The organism is Variovorax sp. GW821-FHT09B05 (genome assembly GCF_059418265.1).
Genome location: NZ_JBWKPN010000021.1, coordinates 93486 through 113724 on the forward strand (window position 1 = coordinate 93486; position 20239 = coordinate 113724).

General features: G+C 71.5%; 17 protein-coding genes and 1 pseudogene. 15 read left to right on the plus strand and 3 right to left on the minus strand.

Translation table 11 applies throughout. The features are described from left to right. The first annotated feature begins 112 nt into the window (after positions 1 to 112). The 9 genes from AC07RM_RS36275 to AC07RM_RS36315 are packed head-to-tail and all read left to right on the plus strand — an operon-like array spanning position 113 to position 10670. A complete protein-coding gene (locus AC07RM_RS36275) occupies positions 113 to 2275 on the plus strand; it encodes a thiamine pyrophosphate-dependent enzyme (RefSeq protein WP_495337573.1) in 2163 nt (720 codons plus the stop codon). Next, positions 2272 to 3834, plus strand: a complete 1563-nt coding sequence (locus AC07RM_RS36280) for an indolepyruvate oxidoreductase subunit beta family protein (protein ID WP_495337574.1) — start codon at positions 2272 to 2274, stop codon at positions 3832 to 3834. The genes AC07RM_RS36275 and AC07RM_RS36280 overlap by 4 nt, the downstream gene beginning before the upstream one ends. Before the next feature lie 48 nt (positions 3835 to 3882). Next, positions 3883 to 5055, plus strand: coding sequence for an ABC transporter substrate-binding protein (locus AC07RM_RS36285; protein WP_208511892.1), 1173 nt, complete (start codon positions 3883 to 3885; stop codon positions 5053 to 5055). Between the two features lie 25 nt (positions 5056 to 5080). Further along, complete coding sequence (locus AC07RM_RS36290) at positions 5081 to 6283, plus strand: alpha-hydroxy acid oxidase (RefSeq protein ID WP_495337575.1); 1203 nt, start codon at positions 5081 to 5083, stop codon at positions 6281 to 6283. Next, positions 6276 to 7148 carry a branched-chain amino acid ABC transporter permease gene (locus AC07RM_RS36295; RefSeq protein ID WP_398498213.1) on the plus strand — a complete coding sequence of 291 codons (873 nt, stop codon included), beginning with the start codon at positions 6276 to 6278 and terminating at the stop codon, positions 7146 to 7148. The genes AC07RM_RS36290 and AC07RM_RS36295 overlap by 8 nt, the downstream gene beginning before the upstream one ends. Further along, complete coding sequence (locus tag AC07RM_RS36300; protein ID WP_057593306.1) at positions 7145 to 8089, plus strand: branched-chain amino acid ABC transporter permease; 945 nt, start codon at positions 7145 to 7147, stop codon at positions 8087 to 8089. Before AC07RM_RS36295 ends, AC07RM_RS36300 begins: the two co-directional genes overlap by 4 nt. Before the next feature lie 3 nt (positions 8090 to 8092). After that, positions 8093 to 8854 (plus strand): ABC transporter ATP-binding protein, encoded by a 762-nt coding sequence (locus tag AC07RM_RS36305; protein WP_398498212.1) that lies wholly within the window; start codon positions 8093 to 8095, stop codon positions 8852 to 8854. Beyond that, positions 8851 to 9561: an ABC transporter ATP-binding protein gene (locus AC07RM_RS36310; RefSeq protein WP_495337576.1), complete on the plus strand. Its 711-nt coding sequence runs from the start codon at positions 8851 to 8853 to the stop codon at positions 9559 to 9561. The genes AC07RM_RS36305 and AC07RM_RS36310 overlap by 4 nt, the downstream gene beginning before the upstream one ends. 14 nt (positions 9562 to 9575) lie before the next feature. After that, positions 9576 to 10670 (plus strand): enolase C-terminal domain-like protein, encoded by a 1095-nt coding sequence (locus AC07RM_RS36315; RefSeq protein WP_495337577.1) that lies wholly within the window; start codon positions 9576 to 9578, stop codon positions 10668 to 10670. On the opposite strand, the gene AC07RM_RS36320 is transcribed toward AC07RM_RS36315, so the two are convergent. Together AC07RM_RS36320 and AC07RM_RS36325 are read right to left on the minus strand one after the other, a co-directional pair. Then, positions 10667 to 11563: a LysR family transcriptional regulator gene (locus tag AC07RM_RS36320; protein ID WP_296781686.1), complete on the minus strand. Its 897-nt coding sequence runs from the start codon at positions 11561 to 11563 to the stop codon at positions 10667 to 10669. The genes AC07RM_RS36315 and AC07RM_RS36320 overlap by 4 nt on opposite strands. A gap of 68 nt (positions 11564 to 11631) precedes the next feature. Beyond that, positions 11632 to 12462 (minus strand): transglutaminase-like domain-containing protein, encoded by an 831-nt coding sequence (locus AC07RM_RS36325; RefSeq protein WP_495337578.1) that lies wholly within the window; start codon positions 12460 to 12462, stop codon positions 11632 to 11634. A gap of 296 nt (positions 12463 to 12758) precedes the next feature. On the opposite strand from AC07RM_RS36325, the gene AC07RM_RS36330 reads away from it, so the two are divergent. Both AC07RM_RS36330 and katE read left to right on the plus strand, forming a co-directional pair. Then, complete coding sequence (locus AC07RM_RS36330) at positions 12759 to 12908, plus strand: hypothetical protein (protein ID WP_177239491.1); 150 nt, start codon at positions 12759 to 12761, stop codon at positions 12906 to 12908. A 31-nt stretch (positions 12909 to 12939) separates the two neighbouring features. Then, a pseudogene (gene katE / locus AC07RM_RS36335) lies at positions 12940 to 15150 on the plus strand (catalase HPII); the annotation flags it as partial. A 6-nt stretch (positions 15151 to 15156) separates the two neighbouring features. On the opposite strand, the gene AC07RM_RS36340 reads toward katE, so the two are convergent. Continuing rightward, positions 15157 to 16047, minus strand: coding sequence for a LysR family transcriptional regulator (locus AC07RM_RS36340; protein ID WP_203204111.1), 891 nt, complete (start codon positions 16045 to 16047; stop codon positions 15157 to 15159). Between the two features lie 76 nt (positions 16048 to 16123). On the opposite strand from AC07RM_RS36340, the gene AC07RM_RS36345 reads away from it, so the two are divergent. From AC07RM_RS36345 to AC07RM_RS36360, 4 genes are read left to right on the plus strand one after another with little or no spacing between them, the layout of a single operon-like run. Continuing rightward, positions 16124 to 16972: an HpcH/HpaI aldolase family protein gene (locus AC07RM_RS36345; RefSeq protein WP_495337579.1), complete on the plus strand. Its 849-nt coding sequence runs from the start codon at positions 16124 to 16126 to the stop codon at positions 16970 to 16972. Between the two features lie 31 nt (positions 16973 to 17003). Beyond that, on the plus strand, positions 17004 to 17882 hold the full coding sequence (locus tag AC07RM_RS36350; protein WP_209545903.1) for an amidohydrolase family protein: 879 nt from the start codon (positions 17004 to 17006) through the stop codon (positions 17880 to 17882). Between the two features lie 34 nt (positions 17883 to 17916). After that, positions 17917 to 19020, plus strand: a complete 1104-nt coding sequence (locus AC07RM_RS36355; RefSeq protein ID WP_495337580.1) for a hypothetical protein — start codon at positions 17917 to 17919, stop codon at positions 19018 to 19020. Between the two features lie 6 nt (positions 19021 to 19026). Beyond that, a complete protein-coding gene (locus AC07RM_RS36360; RefSeq protein WP_495337581.1) occupies positions 19027 to 20229 on the plus strand; it encodes a DUF5624 domain-containing protein in 1203 nt (400 codons plus the stop codon). Positions 20230 to 20239 lie beyond the last annotated feature (10 nt).

Here is a 20239-nt window from a genome sequence, read left to right on the forward strand (position 1 = left end):
TCCCATTTCATCGATTGGGCAAATGAACGGGTACTCCTAAAGTCCCCGTCCACGAGCCACCCACGATGAAATGCGGCGCTTCCCGCGGCGCCGGCCGGAGACAAAGAACACCATGGAGCGATCCTTCGCCGAAGAAGTCAAGCGCCTCTCGCTGGGCGCGAACGAGGAATTCCACGGCGAGGGCATCCTGGCCGTCACCAAGGCCCTGCTGCAATCGGGCGTGAGCTACATCGGCGGCTACCAGGGCGCGCCGGTCTCGCACCTGATCGACGTGCTCGGCGATGCGCGCGAGCTGCTCGACGAGCTCGGCATCTACTTCGAGAACAGCGCCTCCGAGGCCGGCGCGGCCGCGATGCTCGGCGCCTCCATCAACTACCCGGTGCGCGGCGCCGTCACGTGGAAGTCCACGGTCGGCACCAACGTCGCGTCCGACGCGCTGTCCAACCTCGCCTCGGCCGGCGTGCTGGGCGGCGCGCTGGTGATCCTCGGCGAGGACTACGGCGAGGGCTCGAGCATCATCCAGGAGCGCACCCACGCCTTCGCGATGAAGTCGCAGATGTGGCTGCTCGATCCGCGGCCCAACCTGGGCTCGATCGTCGACGCGGTGGAGCACGGCTTCGAGCTGTCCGAGGCGAGCCAGACGCCCGTCATGCTGCAGCTGCGCATCCGCGCCTGCCACGTGCACGGCAGCTTCGTCTGCAAGGACAACCGCGCGCCGGCCATCTCCACGCGCGAGGCCATTTCACAGCCGCGCTTCGACTTCGCCAACATCAACCTGCCGCCCTCGATCTATGCGCAGGAGCGCATGAAGATCGAGTCGCGCTGGCCGGCCGCGCTGGCCTACATCCGCGACGCGCGGCTCAACGAGCGCTTCGACGGCGACTGCGCCGACGTCGGCCTGGTGCTGCCGGGCGGCCTCTACAACGGCACCCTGCGCGCGCTGCAGCAACTCGGCCTGGCCGATGCCTTCGGCAACAGCCGCATTCCGCTGCAGGTGCTCAACGTGGTCTACCCGATGGTGCCCGACGAGCTCATCGACTTCTGCCGCGGCAAGCGCGCGGTGCTGATGGTGGAAGAGGGCCAGCCCAACTACATGGAGGACGCGCTGCACGCGATGCTGCGCAAGGCCGGCTGCGACACGCGGCTGCACGGCAAGGACATCTTCCCGATGGCCGGCGAGTACACCGGCGAGGTGCTGGTGCGCGGCCTGGCCGAGTTCATCCGCCAGGCGCGGCCCGAAGCGCTCGGCGACCAGGGCGCCGTGCAGGTCGCCGACAGCGCCGCGCCGCTGGCCGCGCTCAAGCCGCGCGCGGTCGAGGCGCTGGGCGTGCCCGTGCCGAGCCGGCCGCCGGGCTTCTGCATCGGTTGCCCCGAGCGCCCGGTGTTCGCCGCCATCAAGCTGATGCAGAAGGAACTCGGCAGCGTGCACGTCAGCGCCGACATCGGCTGCCACACCTTCGGCACCCTGCCGCCGTTCAACACCGGCAGCACGGTGCTCGGCTACGGCCTGGGCCTCGCGAGCTCCTCGGGCATCGCGCCGCTGATGGGCAACCGGGTCGTCAGCATCATGGGCGACGGCGGCTTCTGGCACAACGGCTTCACCAGCGGCGTGGTCAACGCGGTCTACAACGGCCAGGACTCGGTGCTCGTGATCCTGAAGAACGGCTACACCTCGGCCACCGGCACGCAGGCCATTCCCTCCTCGCCCACGCAGCCCGCGGCCAAGCCGCTGACCTTGGACATCGAGGCCGCGCTCAAGGGCGTGGGCGTGGGCTGGGTGCGCAAGGTGCGCAGCTACAGCGTGGCCGAGATGCGCGACACGCTGCAGGAGGCGATGACCACCGAGGAGGGCGGCCTCAAGGTCATCATCGCCGACGGCGAATGCCAGCTCGAGCGCCAGCGCCGCATCAAGCCCGTCACGGCCGCGAAGCTCAAGCGCGGCGAGCGCGTGGTGCGCACGCGCTTCGGCATCGACGACGACGTCTGCACCGGCGACCACTCGTGCATCCGGTTGTCGGGCTGCCCGTCGCTCACCATCAAGCCCAACCCGAGCGCGCTGCGCACCGATCCCGTGGCCACCGTCAACCAGGGCTGCGTGGGCTGCGGCCTGTGCGGCGAGAACGCGCACGCCGCGATCCTCTGCCCCTCGTTCTACAAGGCCGAGATCGTGCAGAACGCCGGCACCTGGGAGCGCCTGCTGCACCGGCTGCGCAGCGGCGTCATCGGCCTCATGGCCGGCAAGGCGCGCGACCGCGCGGAGGCGCTGGCGGCATGAACCACGACGCCTTCGAAGACGCACCGCGCATCGTGACCGTACTGGTCGCCGCCATGGGCGGCGAGGGCGGCGGCGTGCTGGCCGACTGGCTGATCGCCGCGGCCGCGGCCCAGGGCTTCCCGGTGCAGAGCACCTCGGTGCCCGGCGTGGCGCAGCGCACCGGCGCCACCAACTACTACATCGAGATCTACCCGGTCGAGGCCGCGCGGCTCGGCGGCGCGCGCCCGGTGTTCTCGCTCACGCCGAGTCCGGGCGACGTCGACATCGTCGCCGCCTCCGAGCTGATGGAGGCGGGACGCGTGCTGCAGGGCGGCTTCGTGCATCCGCGGCGCACCACGCTGGTGGCCTCGACGCACCGCGAGTTCGCGGTGGCCGAGAAATCCGCCATGGGCGATGGCCGCTACGACGGCCGGCGCGTGAGCGAGGCCGCGCGCGAACTCGCGCGGCACAGCCACCTGTTCGACATGCGCGCGCTGGCCTGGCGCCACGGCACGGTGATCAACACCGTGATGTTCGGCGCCATGGCCGGCAGCGGCGCGCTGCCGTTCTCGCGCGAGGCCTGCGAGCAGGCGATCCGCGCCTCGGGCAAGGCGGTGGAGGCCAGCCTCAAGGGTTTCGCGGCGGGCTTCGAGCAGGTGGCTCGTCCTGCGCCGGAGGCCACCGCCAGTGCCGCTGTGGCGCCGCCGCGCACGCCCATCGACCCGCGCATCGCCGCCATGCCCGAGCCGCTGCACGAACTGCTGGGCCATGGCCTGCAGCAGGTGCTCGACTACCAGGACGCGCGCTACGGCGCGCTCTACCTGCAGCGCGTCGACGCGGTGCTCGCGCTCGAGCGGCCCTTCGGCGGCGAGCTGCCCGTGACGCGCGAGACCGCGCGCCATCTCGCGCTGTGGATGAGCTACGAGGACGTGATCCGCGTGGCCGACCTCAAGACCCGCGGCGAGCGGCTGCAACGCGTGCGCGAGGAGGTGGGCGCGCGCCAGGGCGAGCCGCTGCGCCTGACCGAATACCTGAAGCCCGGCCTCGACGAGGTCTGTTCGCTGCTGCCGCCGCGCGCCTCGGCCTGGCTGCGCCGGCGCCTGGCCCACAAGGCGCACCGGCTCAACGTGGGCCTGCACATGCGCACCGACACCGTGCTGGGCTTCGCGCTGCTGTGCGGCCTGCGCTCGCTGCGCGTGCTGCGCCGCGCGGGCGCGCGCTACGCGATCGAGCAGGCCATGATCGAGCGCTGGCTCGACACCGTGCGCGCCGCGCTCGCGCTGAGCCCGCGCCTGGCCTACGAGATCGCGCTGTGCGGCAACCTGGTCAAGGGCTACGGCGAGACCAGCGAGCGCGGCCACCGCAACCTCGGCGCGGTGCTCGACGACATGCAGGCCCAGTTCGCCGCGCCCCCCGGCGATGCCGCCGCGCTCGCGCAGGCGGCCGAGCGCGTGCGCGCCGCGCGCGAAGCCGCGCTGGCCGACCCCGAGGGCCGCACCCTGGCGCGCGCGCTGGGCCTGCCGCCGCCCGCGCCGCGCGTCCACCCCATCCACATCGTGCGGCGAAAGCCGGCGCGCTGAGGGTCCGCATCCCTTCCCCCAAAGAGAACGACGACAGGAGACAAGACGATGAGAAACAGCAAGCCTTCCACTTTCCTCGGCCGCCGCGCCGTCAACGCGCTGCTGGCCGGCGCGCTGCTGCTGCCGCTGGCCGCGCAGGTCCATGCGGCCGGGCCGATCAAGATCGGCGCCGTGGTCTCGGCCACCGGCCCGGCCTCCTTCCTCGGCGATCCGCAGCAGAAGACGCTCGAGATGTACGTGCGCAAGATCAACGCGGCCGGCGGCGTGCTCGGCCGCAAGCTCGAGCTGGTGCTCTACGACGACGCCAGCGACGCGAACAAGGCCAACGCCTTCACGCGCCGCCTGATCATGCAGGACGAGGTCGACGCGATCCTCGGCGCCTCCACCACCGGCTCCACCATGGCGATGGTGCCGCAGGCCGAGGCCGCGAAGATGCCACTGATCTCGCTGGCCGCCGCCTCGGTCATCGTCGAGCCGGTCAAGCCCTACGTGTTCAAGATGCCGCACTCCGACCGCATGGCGGCCGAGAAGGTGCTCGGCGAGATGAAGAAGCGCGGCTTCACGCAGTTCGCGCTGCTGTCGGACACCGGCGGCTTCGGCAAGTCGGGCCGCACCGAGACGCTCAAGCTCGCCGAGTCGCTGGGACTGAAGGTGGTGGAGGACCAGACCTACGGCGAGAAGGACACCGACGTCACGCCGCAGCTCACGCGCATCAAGTCCTCGGGCGCGCAGGCCGTGTTCGTGTTCGGCACCGGCCAGGCGCCGGCCATCATCGCGCGCAACCACCAGCAGCTCGCGATGAAGCAGCCGCTCTACACCTCGCACGGCCAGGCCTCGACCGAGTTCATCCGCATCGCGGGCAAGTCCTCCGAGGGCATCCGCATGCCTTCGCCCGCGCTGCTGATCGCCCAGGCGCTGCCCGATGCCGATCCGCAGAAGAAGGTCAGCGTGTCGTACGCGAAGGACTACGAGTCGACCGCGAAGATGGACGTGTCGACCTTCGGCGGCTATGCGCACGACGCGCTGTACCTGCTGATCGACGCGATCCAGCGCGCCGGCGGCACCGACAAGCAGAAGCTGCGCGACGCCATCGAGGCCACCAAGGACTTCGTCGGCGTGAGCGGCATCTACCGCATGTCGGCCACCGACCACATGGGCCTGGACGTGTCCGCGTTCCGCATGGTCGAGATCAAGGACGGCAAGTTCGTGGAAGTCCGCTGAGTTCGCGCGCGTCACCGGAGAGCGCATGAAGCTCAATGCGAACGATCACCGCCGGCATGCCCGCCGGCGGCTGCCGCGCTTCGTCTTCGACTATGTCGACGGCGGCGCGGAGACCGAGGACTGCCTGCGGCGCAACGAAGCCGACCTGGCCGCGCTGCACCTGGTGCCCACCGCGCTGCGCGACACCCGCCATGCCGACCCCGGCATCACGGTGTTCGGCCGGCGCTGGGCCGCGCCGCTGGGCGTGGCGCCCGTGGGCTTCTCGGGCCTGGTGCGCCCGCATGGCGACACCCTGCTGGCCTGCGCGGCCGCGGCCACCGGCGTGCCGCACGTGCTGTCGACGCCGTCGAACGACCGGCTCGAGGCGGTGCGCGAGGCCGCGCTGCGGCGCGACCCCGAGGCGCTGCAATGGATGCAGCTCTACGTGATGGGCGATCGCGCCATCGCCGAGCAACTGGTGCGCCGCGCGCGCGCCGCCGGCTATTCGGCGCTGGTGCTGACGGTCGACGCGGCGGTGAGCGGCCTGCGCGAGCGCGACGTGCGCAACGGCTTTCGGCTGCCGTTCCGCTTCACGCCCTCGACCCTGCTCGACCTCGCGCTGCATCCGCGCTGGTCGCTCGCGATGGCGATGCAGGGCCGCTCGCCCTCGTTCGTCAACCTGGCCGAGGCCGACGACGGCGCCACCTCGGCCCAGCTGCAGGCCGCGCTGCTGTCGCGCACCATGGACCGCACCCTGGCCTGGGAACACCTGGCCTGGCTGCGCCGGCTGTGGGACGGCCCGCTGCTGGTCAAGGGCCTGCTGCATCCGGGCGATGCCGCGCTGGCCGTGCGCCACGGCGCCGACGGCATCGTGGTGTCGAACCACGGCGGGCGCCAGCTCGACGCGGCGCCCTCGACCATCTCGGTGCTGCCGCGCATGGTCGATGCCGTGGCCGGGCGCATCCCGGTGTTCGTCGACGGCGGTTTCCGCCGCGGCAGCGACGTGGTCAAGGCGCTGGCCGCCGGCGCCACCGCGGCCTTCGTCGGCCGCGCCGCGGTCTGGGGCATGGCCTGCGACGGCGAGGCGGGCGCGCGCGGCGTGCTGGCCGGCCTGGTCGACGACATCGCCCGCACCCTGGTGCTGCTGGGCGCCGACCGCGTGGACGAGGTCGCGCCCCACCACCTGCTCGCCAACCTTCCCTTCCCCGGCACAGCCGGGCTTTCCCACGCCGGAGCACGCCATGGCTGACTTCATGCAATTCGTCTTCTCGGGACTCACCACCGGCGCGATCTACGCGCTGGCCGCGCTGGGCTTCTCGCTGATCTACAACGCCAGCGGCGTCATCAACTTCGCGCAGGGCGACTTCCTCATGCTCGGCGCCATGATCACGGCCGCGCTGCTCGGCGCCAGCCTGCCCTACGGCGTGGCCGTGGCCGGCGGCGTGCTGGCCACGGTGGTGGCGGGCCTGCTGCTGTACCGGCTGGCGATCAAGCCCGCGGGCGAGGCCAGCGTGGTGTCGCTGATCATCATCACCATCGGCGCCTCGATCTTCATCCAGGGCGTGGTGCAGATCGTGCTCGGCAAGAACCAGCAGACCCTGCCGGCCTTCAGCGGCGACGCGGCGCTGTCGATCCTCGGCGCCTACGTGCTGCCGCAGAGCCTGTGGGTGCTGGGCACGGCCGCGCTGCTGGTGGCGCTGTGCTTCGCCTTCTTCCGCTTCACCATGGTGGGCAAGGCCATGCTCGCGGTGGCGGCCAACGCGCTGGCCGCGCGCGCGGTCGGCATCCCGACCTCGCGCGTGCTGCAGCTCTCGTTCGGCCTGTCGGCGCTGCTGGGCGCCGTGGCCGGCGTGGTGGCCGCGCCGATCACCACCACGGTCTACGACATCGGCCTGATGCTGGGCATGAAGGGCTTCGTCGCGGCCACGCTGGGCGGGCTCGGCAGCGCGGGCGGCGCGGTGGTCGGCGGCCTGATCGTCGGCCTGCTCGAGGCGCTGATGGCGGGCTATGTCTCCTCGGCCTACAAGGACGCCGTGCCCTTCGTGCTGATCGTGTTCATCCTGCTGGTCATGCCGCACGGCCTGTTCGGTAGCAAGGCAGCGGAGCGCGTATGAAGGCGTCCTCGCGGGCGCTGCTGCGTCCCTCCCTGCTGCTGCTGGCCCTGGTGCTGGCGCTGCTGCCGCTGGCCATGCCCAACAACTACGTGATCGACGTCGCGGTGCGCATCGCGCTGGCGGCCATCGCCGCCATCGGGCTCAACCTGCTGATGGGCTTCGCGGGCCAGATCAGCATCGGCCACGCGGCCTTCGTCGCCATCGGCGCCTACGGCAGCGGCATCGTCACGGCGCGCTTCGGCTGGCCCGCGCTGCCGGCCATCTGCGCCGCGGCCGTGGGCGCGGCGCTGGTGGCCTGGCTGATCGCCAAGCCGATCCTGCGCCTCAAGGGCCATTCGCTGACCATGGCCACGCTTGGGCTGGGCGTGATCGTCAACATCGTGCTGATCAACGAGGTCGACTGGACCGGCGGCCCCGACGGCATGCCGGTGCCGCCGCTGGCGGTGGCCGGCTTCGCCTTCGCCAAGGTGCTGCACTGGTATGCGCTGGCGGCGGTGCTGCTGTGGCTCGCGGTGCTGCTGTCGCTCAACCTCTACGAGTCGCCGGCCGGGCGCGCGCTGCGCGGGCTCAACGGCTCCGAGGTGGCGGCGCGCGTGATGGGCGTGGACGTGGCGCGCTTCAAGGTGCGCGCCTTCGTGGTGTCGGCCGTGTTCGCCGCGGTCTCGGGCAGCCTCACGGCGCACTACCTGGGCTTCATCAGTCCCTCGCTGGCGGCCTTCACGCATTCGGTGGAGCTCGCGACCATGGTGGTGCTCGGCGGCATGGCCTCGACCTTCGGCGCGCTGCTCGGCGCCGCGCTGCTGACCGCGCTGCCGCAGCTGCTGGGCGGCCTGCACGGCTACGAGATGGTGTTCTTCGGCCTGGTGCTGATGCTCACCATGATGTTCCTGCCCAAGGGGCTGGTGCCCACGCTCGCGCTGCGGCTGCGCAGGAAGGGCTGAGCCATGCTCGAAGTGAAGAACCTGAGCAAGTCCTTCGGCGGCGTGCACGCCATGCAGGACGTGAGCTTCAGCGTGCGCGGCGGCTCGGTGCATTCGGTGATCGGGCCCAACGGCGCCGGCAAGACCACGCTGTTCAACCTGATCAGCGGCGTCTACGAGCCCACGCGCGGCGAGATCCTGCTCGACGGCGAGAACGTGGCGGGCATGGCGCCCGACCGGCTCGCGCGGCGCGGCATGAGCCGCACCTTCCAGAACCTGCAGGTGTGCATGAACATGACGGCCTGCGAGAACGTGATGCTCGGCGCGCACCTGCACACGCGCAGCTCGTTGCTGGGCGGCATGACCGGCGCCACGCGCCGTGCCGACGCCGCGCTGCGCGAGGAGGCGCTGCGGCTGATCGACTACGTGGGCGTGGGCCGCCATGCGCATGCCCATGCCACGCAGCTCTCGTTCGGCCTGCTCAAGCGGCTCGAGATCGCGCGCGCCCTCGCGAGCCGGCCGCGCATCCTGCTGCTCGACGAGCCGGCCGCGGGCCTCAACGACACCGAGACCCACGAGATCACCGAACTGATCCGCAGCATCGCCGCCTCGGGCGTGACGGTGCTGCTGGTGGAGCACGACATGAAGCTGGTGATGAACATCTCCGACCACCTGCTGGTGCTCGACTACGGCCGCAAGCTCGCCGAGGGCACCGCCGCCGAGGTGCGCGCCAACCCGCAGGTGATCGCGGCCTACCTCGGCACCGAGGCGGAGGCCTGCGCATGAGCGGCATCGCACTGGAAGTCAGCGGTCTGCGCGCCGGCTACGGCCGCATCGAGGCGCTGCACGGCATCGACCTGCAGGTCGGCGCGGGCGAGCTGGTGGCGCTGGTCGGCGCCAACGGCGCGGGCAAGACCACCTTGCTGCGCGCGGTCTCCGGCCTGATCCGCGGCGGCGCCGGCAGCGTGCGCCTGTTCGGCCGCGAGATCGCGCGCGACAGCGCCGACGCGCGCGTGCGCGCCGGCCTGGCGCAGGTGCTCGAGGGCCGCCAGGTGTTCGGCCCGCTGTCGGTGCAGGACAACCTGCTGCTCGGCGGCTACACGCGCGCCGAGCGCCGCGCGCAGCGGCTGGACGAGATGTACGCGCTGTTCCCGGTGCTCGGCGAGAAGCGCCTGCTGGCGGCCGGCACGCTCTCGGGCGGCCAGCAGCAGATGCTGGCGATCGCACGCGCGCTGATGTGCGAGCCGCGCATGCTGCTGCTCGATGAGCCCTCGATGGGGCTGGCGCCGCTGCTGGTGAAGGAGATCTTCGGCGTCATCGCGCGGCTCAAGTCGCGCGGCATCCCGATCCTGCTGGTGGAGCAGAACGCGCATGCCGCGCTCTCGGTGGCCGACCGCGGCTACGTGCTCGAGACCGGCGCCATCGCGCTCGGCGGGCCGGCCGCGCAGCTGCTCGGCGACGAGCGCGTGAAGGCCGCCTACCTGGGCCTGTGAGGAACGACGCACGCATGAACTCCCTTCCCGACACCGGCCTGCGCGTGGCCGACGTGCAGGCGCGCTGCGTCAACGTGCCGCTCGAGCATCCGGTGCGCACCAGCGTGGGCGTGGTGGCGACCGCGCCGCTGGTGCTGGTCGACCTGCACGCCGACGACGGCACCGTCGGCCATGCCTACCTGTTCACCTACACGCCGCTCGCGCTGCGCGCCACGCGGCGCATGGTGCTGACTCTGGGCAGCGTGCTCAAGGACCAGCCGCTGGCCCCCTTCGACCTCGACCGGCTGCTGGCGCAGCGGCTGCGCCTTTTGGGCCGCACCGGCATCGCGCTGATGGCCGGCGCCGGGCTGGACATGGCGGCCTGGGACGCGCTGGCCCAGGCGCGCGGCGTGCCGCTGGTCGAGCTGCTGGGCGGCACGCGCCGCGCCATCGCGGCCTACGACAGCCACAGCATGGACGGCCTCGCACTCGGCACGCGGCGCGCCGCGCTCGCGGTGGCGCAGGGCTTTCGCGCCATCAAGACCAAGATCGGCCATGCCACGCTGGCCGAGGACCTCGAGGTGGTGCGCGCGCTGCGCGCCGTCGTCGGCGACCGCGTCGAGCTGCTGGTGGACTACAACCAGGGCCTGAGCGTGCCCGAGGCGGTGCGCCGCATCCGCGCGCTCGAGGCCGAGGGCGTCGGCTGGGTCGAGGAGCCCACCTTGCAGGAGGACTACGCGGGCCACGCGCGCATTCGCGAACGCGTGGCGCTGCCGCTGCAGATGGGCGAGAACTGGTGCGGGCCCGACGAGATGGCCAAGGCGCTGCAGGCCGGCGCCTGCGACCTCGCGATGCCCGATGCGATGAAGATCGGCGGCGTGACCGGCTGGCTGCGCGCCGCCGTGCTGGCGCAGGCGCACGGCGTGCCGATGTCGAGCCATATCTTCCAGGAGGTCAGCGTGCACCTGATGGCGGTGACGCCGACGGCCCACCTGCTCGAGCGCATGGACCTGGCGGCGCCGGTGCTGGCGCGGCCGCTCGCCTTCGAGGACGGCATGGCGACCGCGCCGGCCGAGCCCGGCACCGGCATCGCGTGGGACGAGGAGGCCGTGCGGCGCTATCTGGTCTAGAGCTTGCCGAGCGTGCGCACGATCTCGTCGACCAGCCAGCGGTGCGCCGCGCTGTACTCGTGGCGCGCATGCCAGTGCGCCTGCACCTGGAAGTCGGGCAGCGGCACGGGCAGCGGCAGCGCCTTGAGCCCGCCCTGGCGCACGTAAAGGTCGGCCACGCGCGAGGGCAGCAGCACCAGCAGGTCGCTCTGCGACAGCAGCTGCGGCAGCACGGTGAACTGCGGCACGCGCGCCACGATGTTGCGGTTGATGCCGCGCTCGGCCAGCATGTCCTCGATCAGGAAGTGGCCCGAGCGCGGCGACGACACCATCACGTGGCGCGCCGCCGAGAAGGCCGCAAGGCTCATGCGCTCGCCGATGCTCGGATGGCTGGCCGACATCAGGCACACGTAGTGCTCGCGGAACAGCAGCGCGCCGTGCATCGGCGAACCCAGCGAGGGGATGTTGCCGACCGCCATGTCCAGGCGCCCGGTCGACAGCTCCTCGCCCAGCGTGTCGGAGATCTGCGCGATCTCGATCTCGATGCGCGGCGCCACCTCCTGGAAGCGGCGCAGCAGCGGCGGCACGAAGTACAGCACGCCGATGTCCGACATCGCGAGCCGGAAGCGCCGCGTCGAGCGCAGCGGGTCGAAGCTGGCGTTCTGCTCGAGCGTGCCCTCGACCATGGTCAGTGCCTCGCGGAAGCGCTGGAACAGCTGCTCGGCCATGCCCGTGGGCACCAGGCCGTCGCTGCCGCGCGAGAACAGGCGGTCGAGGTAGACCTTGCGCAGCTTCGCCAGCGCGTAGCTCACGGTCGACTGCGTGACGTCGAGCCGCTCGGCCGCATGGGTCACGCTGCGGGTTTCGTAGATCGCGACGAACACGCGAACGAGGTTCAGGTCGAGGTGGCTCATGCGCGGCTTGCGGTTCGTGGGGCGGCGCCTGAATGTGCCACAAGGCCGGCCCCGCGGGCCGCCCGGCGCTAGCGCTCTTCTTCGGTCGTCACGTCGAAGCGCGCCAGCGTGTGCGCGCCGAACATCATCGTGATCGGCACGTCGGCCGCGTCGCGCCCGCGCGCCACCGTCACGCGGCCGATGCGGCGCTGGTTGTGGCGCGCGTCGAAGGTGTGCCAGCGGTCGCCGAGGTAGACCTCGAACCAGGCGCTGAAGTCCATCGGCGAGCGCACCGGCGGCACGCCGATGTCGCCGAGGTAGCCGGTCACGTAGCGCGCCGGGATGTTCATGCAGCGGCACAGCGTGATCGCCAGATGCGCGAAGTCGCGGCACACGCCGGTGCCCTCGCGCAGGCCCTGTGCGGCGGTGCGCGTGGAGCGCGCATTGGCGTAGTCGAAGCGCAGGTGGCCGTGCACGAAATCCGAGATCGCCTGCACGCGCGACCAGCCCGGCGCCACGGTGCCGAAGCGGTCCCAGGCGAACTGCAGCAGCTCGCTGTCGACCTCGCAGTAGCGGCTGGGCAGCAGGAAGGCCAGCGTTTCCACCGGCAGCGCGGCGGGGTCGTGCTCGACGGCGCCGCGGTCCACCGGGTCGGGCGTGCCCGGGTCGGCGATCACGGCCTGGTTGCGCAGCCGCACGTTGGTCACGCCCGCGGGGATCTGCACGCGCGCGCAGGCGTTGCCGAAGGCGTCGAAGTAGTGATCGGTGAACAGCGGCGGCTCGACCGTGAGCTGCTCGCCGCCGCCGCGCAGGTCCGCCACGCGCGACGGATGGACCTGCAGCATGTAGACCAGCGCGGTGGGCGCGATGGGGGCCGTGGCGAGCGCGAGCTCGATGTCGTAGCCGATCCGGATGAGCATGGGTTCTTTCGCGGGGGAGATTCCCCAACGCCGATCTTGGGGCCTGCGACCGATGCGCGCGCGGGGTCAACGCGCGCATCGGTCGTAGGCCGTCGCGCTGTCGGTGCCTTCCTACCGCAGGGGCGCCCGCTCTCCCACAGACGGGGGCGGGGCGCCACTACGGGTTTTGCGCGGTGCCGACCCTACGCTTCGTTTCCGCTCGTATCCGAAGCCAGGCAGGGAGATGTCGCAAGTCCTGGCCAGCGATCTTTCGACAGGTCGTACGGGCGCGTTCAACCGGTCTGCTGGAGGGAATCATGGAGTTTTCGTCGCTGTTCGACTCGTTCGCCACCAACTGGGGCGACGAGATCCTGATCTGGTCCGTTGCCGCCGTCGCCGGCTGCATCTGCCTGGTCGCCGTGGTGAATGTGCTGGACATGCTTCTCGACAACGGCGGCGCCGGATGAGCCTGAGCTCCCTTCACGACACCTTGAAAGCCCCTCGATGACGCCACAGAACAAGGCCGCCGCCCGGCGCGCCAAGCCCGCCAAGACTTCCAAAGCGGGGGACGCCAGCGATGCCAAGCAGCAGCAGCTCGAGGGCTTCACGCTCGACCACGGGGCCGAGCTGACGACCAACCAGGGCCTGCGGATCCCCGACAACCACAACTCGCTGAAGGCCGGACGGCGCGGACCCACGCTGCTCGAGGACTTCATCCTGCGCGAGAAGATCACGCACTTCGACCACGAGCGCATCCCCGAGCGGGTGGTGCATGCGCGCGGCGAGGCGGCGCACGGCTACTTCCAGGTCTACAAGTCGATGTCGCAGTTCACCAGCGCCGACTTCCTGCAGGACCCCGAGGCGAAGACGCCGGTGTTCGTGCGCTTCTCCACCGTGGCCGGCTCGCGCGGCTCGGCCGACACCGTGCGCGACGTGCGTGGCTTCGCCGTCAAGTTCTACACCCGCGAAGGCAACTACGACCTGGTGGGCAACAACGTGCCGGTGTTCTTCATCCAGGACGCGATGAAGTTCCCCGACCTGATCCACGCCGTGAAGCCCGAGCCGCACCACGAGATGCCGCAGGCCGCGAGCGCGCACGACACCTTCTGGGACTTCGCCTCGCTGATGCCCGAGACCACCCACATGCTGATGTGGGCCATGAGCGACCGCGCGATCCCGCGCAGCCTGCGCATGATGGAAGGCTTCGGCGTCCACACCTTCCGCCTGGTCAATGCGCGCGGCGAGAGCCACTTCGTCAAGTTCCACTGGAAGCCCAAGCTCGGCATCCACGGCCTGGCCTGGGACGAGGCGCAGAAGATCGCGGGCAAGGACCCCGACTTCCACCGCCGCGACCTCTGGGAGGCGATCGAGAACGGCGACTTCCCCGAATGGGAACTCGGCGTGCAGATGATCCCCGAGGGCAAGGAAGGCACGCTGGGCTTCGACCTGCTCGACCCCACCAAGCTGATCCCCGAGGAGATGGTGCCGGTGCAGAAGATCGGCCGCATGGTGCTCAACCGCAACCCCGACAACTTCTTCGCCGAGACCGAGCAGGTGGCGTTCCACCCGGGCCACCTGGTGCCGGGCATCGACTTCACCAACGACCCGCTGCTGCAGGGGCGGCTGTTCTCCTACACCGACACGCAGATCTCGCGGCTGGGCGGCGCCAACTTCCACGAGCTGCCGATCAACAAGGGAGTGTGCCCGTTCCACAACTTCCAGCGCGACGGCATGCACCGCCAGACCATCGCGCGCGGCCAGGTCGCCTACGAGCCCAACACCCTGGGCACGGGCGCCGAGTTCCGCGTCGACGGCGACAGCGCCGGCTTCCAGAGCTATCCCGATGCCGACTACGAGGCGCCCAAGCTGCGCCGCCGCAGCCACACCTTCGACGACCACTTCACGCAGGCGCGCCTGTTCTTCGAGAGCCAGAGCGCGCCCGAGAAGGAGCACATCGTCGCGGCCTTCCGCTTCGAGCTGTCGAAGGTGGAGGTGCCGGCGATCCGCCAGCGCATGGTCGACAACCTCGCGCACGTCGACGAGAAGCTGGCGCGCCGCGTGGCCGAGCCGCTGGGCATCGGCGAGCCCGATGCGCGCGCGGCGGCCGGGCGCGCGGGCTTCCGCGAGCACCGCATCCACCTGCCGATCGAGGAATCGCCCGCGCTCAGCATGGCGGGCACCGGCGACGGCTCGATCCGCACCCGCAAGATCGCGATCCTCGTGGCCGACGGCATCGACTCGGCCTCGCTCAAGCCGATCCGCGAGGCGCTCGAACAGGCCGGCGCCCAATGCAAGGTCGTGGGCCCGCGCCTGGGTTCGGTGGTCAGCGGCTCCAAGCGCCAGGTCGACACCGACGCCACCTTCGCCAACATGCCCTCGGTGATGTTCGACGCGGTGCTGGTGCCCGCGGGTGCCGAGGGCGCGCGCGCGCTCGCCGCCAGCGGCGACGCGGTGCACTTCGTGCTCGAGGCCTTCAAGCACTGCAAGGCCGTGTGCACGGTGGGCGAGGGCGTGCAACTGCTTTCCACCCTCGGCATCGCCGCCGACACGCCGGCCGACAGCCTGCCGCCGGGCGTGGTGGTGGCGGCCACGCCGGTCACCAACCTCGGCGACGCCAGCGCCGCGCAGCAGATCGCGCAGGACTTCGTGGCCGCGATCGCGAAGCACCGGCACTGGGACCGGCCGAACATCGACGCCGTGCCGGCCTGAGCCCGCTCAGACCCGTGCCGAACGCCGCAGCTGCTTGAGCAGCAGGCCCAGGTACGGGTTCGGGTCGGCCTCGCGGTAGCCCAGGTGCAGCGCCGACACGGCGCTCTTCTCGCGCAGCCGCTGGTAGACCACGCCCTCGAGCCGGATCGACTCGGTGCCGCTGGGCACGATCGCGAGGCCCACGCCGGCCGACACCAGGCCGACGATGGTCGAGGCGTCGCGCGCCTCCTGCACCATGCGCGGGCGGAAGCCCGCCTTCGAGCACAGCTCCTGCACCTTCCAGTACAGCCCGATGCCCGAATGGCGCGGGTAGAGGATCAGCGGCTCGTCGCGCAGGTCGGCGATGCGCACCGGGGCCTGGCTCAGCGGATGGGTGGCCGGCACCGCCACCATCAGCGGCGCCTGGTACCAGGCCTCGATCGCGATGCCCGCGGGGATCGGCACGTTGGGATGGCGCAGGATGCCGAGGTCGAGCCGGTGGCCGTGCACCGCGTCGAGCTGGTCGAGCGAGGTCATCTCGTGCAGCGCCAGCGCGATGCGCGGATGCGCGGCCTGGAACTCGCGGATCGCGGCCGGCAGCGTGGCCGACAGCATCGACGAGGCGGTGTAGCCCAGCGCGATCTTGCCGATGCCGCCCGTGGCCGCGTCGCGCGCCTCGCCCTTGGCCGATTCGACCGACGCGAGGATCGCCTGCGCGCGCTCGAGGAAGTGGCGCCCGGCCTGCGTGAGATGCACGCGGCGCTTGTCGCGATCGAGCAGGCGCACCTGCAGCTCCTCCTCGAGCAGGCGGATCTGCGTGCTCAGCGGCGGCTGCGCCATGTGCAGCCGCTGCGCCGCGCGCGTGAAGTTCAGCTCCTCCGCCACCGCCACGAAATAGCGCAGATGCCGTAGTTCCATCGATATCTCCTGCGTATGGAAATCTGTGACCAATCAGTATTTCCAAATATAAGGCCAACTGCCTACAGTCGCCGCCATGGAGACAAGAGACACCCCTTCGCCGGCCTCCGCCGGCAGCACCAGCCCCGTGATGCAGCGGCTCGCCCGCCGCCAATGGGTGGCCGCGCTCGGCGTGCGCCATGCGCGCGGCGCCGAGATCGCGCGGCTGGCCAAGGCCAGCGGCCACCATGCGATCTGGGTCGACCTCGAGCACAGCGCGATGCCGATCGACGCGGCCGGCGCGATCTGCGCCACCGCGCTCGACATCGGCCTGGTGCCCTTCGTGCGCGTGCCGGAACGCGAATACGGCGTGATCGGCCGGCTGCTCGACGCGGGCGCGGCCGGCATCATCGTGCCGCGCGTGGAAACGGCCGAACAGGCGGCCGACGTGGTCGCGGCCTGCCGCTTTCCGCCCGAGGGCCATCGCTCGGCCATCGCCGCGCTGCCCGCCTTCGGCTACCGCCGGCTGCCGGCCGCCGAACTGCGCGAACGCGCCAACCGCTCGACCGTGGTCAAGCTGCTGATCGAGAGCCCGCGCGGCATCGAGAACATCGAGGCCATCGCGCGCGTGCCGGGCGTCGATCTGCTGGCGATCGGCAGCAACGACCTCGGCGCCGAGATGAACCTCGCGGGTGGCCCCGCCGTGCATCCGCTGCTGCGCGAGGCGCACGACGCCGCGCTCGCGGCCTGCGCGCGCGCCGGCAAGCCGCTGGCCATCGGCGGCGTGGCCGACATCGCCTACGTGGCCGACTGCATCCGCCGCGGCGCCGCGCCCTTCCTCATGACCGGCATCGACACCGACCTGCTGCTCGCCGTGCTGCACGAGCGCGTGGCGCAGGCGCTCGATTCGGTGCGGCCGCTCGACGGCGCCGTGCTGCTCGACTGAGCTTCTTCGAATTTCCGATCCGACTTTTTCCATGACCGACCAGATCCTCGTTTCCAAGCCGATGCGCGATGCGCAGACCCTGACCCGCGCCGCCTTCGAGGTGCCCGCCGGTGCCTGCGACGCGCACGTGCACGTGTTCGGCCCCGAGGCGCGCTACCCGCGCGTGCCCGCGCCGCACTACACGCTGCCCGACGGCGACCTGCCGCAGCTGCGCGCCGCGCTCGGCGTGCTCGGCCTCGAGCGCTTCGTGATCGTGCAGCCCAGCTTCTACGGCACCGACAACCGCTGCATGCTCGATGCGCTCGATATCGCGGGCGATGCCGCGCGCGGCGTCGCGATGGTCGAGGACGGCACCTCGGCGGAGGAACTCGCCGCGATGCATGCGCGCGGCGTGCGCGCGCTGCGGCTCGACCTGTTCCTGCGCTCGGGCCTGCCCACGGCCGAACTGCAGCGCTTCATCGCGCGCAGCGTGGAGCGCACGCGCGCGCTCGGCTGGCATGTCCAGTTCTACACGCCGGGCTGGGTGGTGCGCGACCTGATCCCCTTCCTGCCCGAGATCGAGAGCGACTTCGTGATCGACCACATGGGCTACATGCTCGAGAGCGACGGCCTCACGCGCGCCGACTTCGACCGCCTGCTGCGCGCGGTGCACGACGGCCGCGGCTGGTTCAAGCTCTCGGGCCCGTACCGGCTCGCCAAGGACGGCAACTACGAGCGGCTGCGCCCGCTCGCGCAGGCCATCGTCGAGGCGGTGCCCGAGCGCGTGATCTGGGGCAGCGACTGGCCGCACATTCCCGAGGGCGGGCGCGACACCGGCGAGCTGCTGAACCTGCTGGGCGACTGGATCCCCGATGCCGCCGCGCGCCGGCGCATCCTGGCCGACAACCCGGCGCGGCTGTTCGGGTTCTGAGACCATGGATGCTTCCACGATCGAAAGCCCGGCCATGCAACTGAACTGCATCCAGGAACTCGCCACCACCGGCGCGCGCGCGGTGGCCGGCTTCGTCCACGGCGGCACGCGCTACCTCGCGGTGCCGCAGCTGGCGCGCGACGTCGAGGGCCAGCCCGCGAAGATGACGCTGGGCGACAGCGACCTCGAGATGCTCGTCTACCGCTGGGAGGATGGGCGCTTCGTGCCGCATGCCAGCCTGCCGGTGCCCGGCGGCGAGGACGCCGAGTTCTTCCGCATCGGCGAGCGCGCCTTCCTCGCCACCGCGAGCCTGCGCAGCGGGCGCGATCCCTACACGCTGGCCGTGCCGTCGACGATCTTCGAGCTGGTCGACGGCCGCTTCGAGCCCTTCCAGCGCATCGACGGCTTCGCGGCCAAGCAGTGGCACCACTTCGCGATCGGCGAGCGCCACTTCCTCGCGCTCGCGCAGGGCGTGACCCTGCCGGGCGAGCAGCCTGCGCAACCGGTGTCGTCGTGCCTCCTCGAATGGGACGGCGCGCGCTTCGTGCCGTTCCAGGACGTGCCCTCGGCCTGGGGCTACAACTGGGCCTTCTTCGAGGTCGGCGGCGAGCGGTTGCTGGCCCATGCCGACCATGCCGTGCCCTCGCTGCTGCTGCGGTGGAACGGCGAGCGCTTCGAGCTGTTCCAGCAGCTCGATGGCCGCAGCGGCCGCGCCTTCTGCTTCTTCGAGACCCAGGGCCAGGCCTGGCTGGCCTTCGCCAACCTGCATGGCGACACGCTGCTGTACCGCTGGCAGGACGGCGGCTTCGCGGTGCAGCAGGTGCTCGCGGGCCCGGGCGGGCGCGAGTTCGCCTGGCGCGGCGACGCCGAGGGCGGGCACCTGGTGCTCGTCAACTTCCTGCACGGCACGCGCGAGGCGCCGATCCCCGAGCTCGAGTCGATCGTGTTCCGCATGGACGACGGCCGGCTGGTCGAGGCCGCGCGCTTCGCGACCTCGGGCGGCACCGACGCCGCCTTCTTCGAGGCCGACGGCGCGCTGCATCTGGCGGTGGCCAACAGCCTGAGCGCCGCGGTCCGCTTCGCGACGCCCAGCCGCATCTACCGCGTCGACGGCCTCGGCGCCTCCATCACCGGCTGATCCGCCATGGCCACCTACGCACCCCACGAAAGCCCCGAGCTGGTCCGCCTGTTCGAGACCTACACGGCCGGGCCCACGAGCATCGGCGCCACGCTGAGCGCGCGCACCGCCGCGGCCAGCGCGCACGATCCGCTGATCGTCGCGACCAGCACCGACATCGTGCTGTTCCCCGGCGGCGGCCGGCCGCCCGAGATCGAGGGCTTCCGCATGTCGACGCGCGGCTTCAAGGAGCTCGCGGGCATCTCGCACCACGGGCCCGCGGTGGCCTCGCTGCTGCGGCTGCGCGAGCTCGATCCCGAGGGCGAGCTCTGGCGCGCCGAGACGCAACGCCTGATCGACAGCACGCGCGCCGCGCGCGCCGCCAACTCCGAGGCGCTGTGGCGCGACACCGTCGCGGTGCCGGCCTACCGCGGCCGCGAGGCGCGCATCGCGCAGCTGGTCGACTACTCGTGCGCGCTGACCGAGCGCTACCTCGAGCGCGCGCTGCGCGAGCCCGACAGCTTCACCGCCGCCGACATGCGCGAGCACTACATCGAGGCGCGCGGCGATGCCGTGGGCGCCACGGTGCCGATGAACGCCGTGATGATCGCCACCTTCTTCCTGGTCGGCATGGACACCGGCCACCGCGTGATCGGCTGGTTCGACCGCCATGCGATCGACTGGTCGCGCGCCATGGTGCTGATCGTCGGCCGCCAGGGCCGGCCCACGGCCGGCGTGACCTGGACCACCAACTCGGTCGCCGCGATGATCCTCGCCGCTTCGGGCCAGCGGCTCGCGCTCGACCGGCTCTACATCGCGCCGCACGGCCCGAGCTTCAAGGTGGCCGAGCTGCCCGACCTCGCGGCGGTGCGCGCCTTCGAGGAGCCGCTGCGCCAGATCTGGGCCCACACGCGCACCGTGAGCGAACTCGGGCCGCTGATGTACGAGGGCTATCCGCGCTTCGAGCCCGGCGCCGCGGGGCGGCCCCGCATCGATGCGCAGACCGAGTCGGTCGGCGAGATGCCCGCGATCGCGAGTCCCGACGACTGGTTCGCGCTCAACACGCGGCTGCGCGTGGTGCTCGAGGATCCGCGGCAACTGCTCTCGGGCTGCGTGGTCGACTACGCGGTCGACCAGTTGCGCGCCAACGGCAACGACCCCGCGCGGCTGGTGGTGCCGGGGCTGGACAACGTGAGCTATCCACCGCTGGCGCCGCACGCCGGCGGTTGAGCGGACGTGG

Coding starts and splice junctions, on each gene's coding strand:
- AC07RM_RS36275 (WP_495337573.1), top strand. CDS start 113: ATGGAGCGATCCTTCGCCGAAGAAGTCAAGCGCCTCTCGCTGGGCGCG.
- AC07RM_RS36280 (WP_495337574.1), top strand. CDS start 2,272: ATGAACCACGACGCCTTCGAAGACGCACCGCGCATCGTGACCGTACTG.
- AC07RM_RS36285 (WP_208511892.1), top strand. CDS start 3,883: ATGAGAAACAGCAAGCCTTCCACTTTCCTCGGCCGCCGCGCCGTCAAC.
- AC07RM_RS36290 (WP_495337575.1), top strand. CDS start 5,081: ATGAAGCTCAATGCGAACGATCACCGCCGGCATGCCCGCCGGCGGCTG.
- AC07RM_RS36295 (WP_398498213.1), top strand. CDS start 6,276: ATGGCTGACTTCATGCAATTCGTCTTCTCGGGACTCACCACCGGCGCG.
- AC07RM_RS36300 (WP_057593306.1), top strand. CDS start 7,145: ATGAAGGCGTCCTCGCGGGCGCTGCTGCGTCCCTCCCTGCTGCTGCTG.
- AC07RM_RS36305 (WP_398498212.1), top strand. CDS start 8,093: ATGCTCGAAGTGAAGAACCTGAGCAAGTCCTTCGGCGGCGTGCACGCC.
- AC07RM_RS36310 (WP_495337576.1), top strand. CDS start 8,851: ATGAGCGGCATCGCACTGGAAGTCAGCGGTCTGCGCGCCGGCTACGGC.
- AC07RM_RS36315 (WP_495337577.1), top strand. CDS start 9,576: ATGAACTCCCTTCCCGACACCGGCCTGCGCGTGGCCGACGTGCAGGCG.
- AC07RM_RS36320 (WP_296781686.1), bottom strand. CDS start 11,563: ATGAGCCACCTCGACCTGAACCTCGTTCGCGTGTTCGTCGCGATCTAC.
- AC07RM_RS36325 (WP_495337578.1), bottom strand. CDS start 12,462: ATGCTCATCCGGATCGGCTACGACATCGAGCTCGCGCTCGCCACGGCC.
- AC07RM_RS36330 (WP_177239491.1), top strand. CDS start 12,759: ATGGAGTTTTCGTCGCTGTTCGACTCGTTCGCCACCAACTGGGGCGAC.
- AC07RM_RS36340 (WP_203204111.1), bottom strand. CDS start 16,047: ATGGAACTACGGCATCTGCGCTATTTCGTGGCGGTGGCGGAGGAGCTG.
- AC07RM_RS36345 (WP_495337579.1), top strand. CDS start 16,124: ATGGAGACAAGAGACACCCCTTCGCCGGCCTCCGCCGGCAGCACCAGC.
- AC07RM_RS36350 (WP_209545903.1), top strand. CDS start 17,004: ATGACCGACCAGATCCTCGTTTCCAAGCCGATGCGCGATGCGCAGACC.
- AC07RM_RS36355 (WP_495337580.1), top strand. CDS start 17,917: ATGCAACTGAACTGCATCCAGGAACTCGCCACCACCGGCGCGCGCGCG.
- AC07RM_RS36360 (WP_495337581.1), top strand. CDS start 19,027: ATGGCCACCTACGCACCCCACGAAAGCCCCGAGCTGGTCCGCCTGTTC.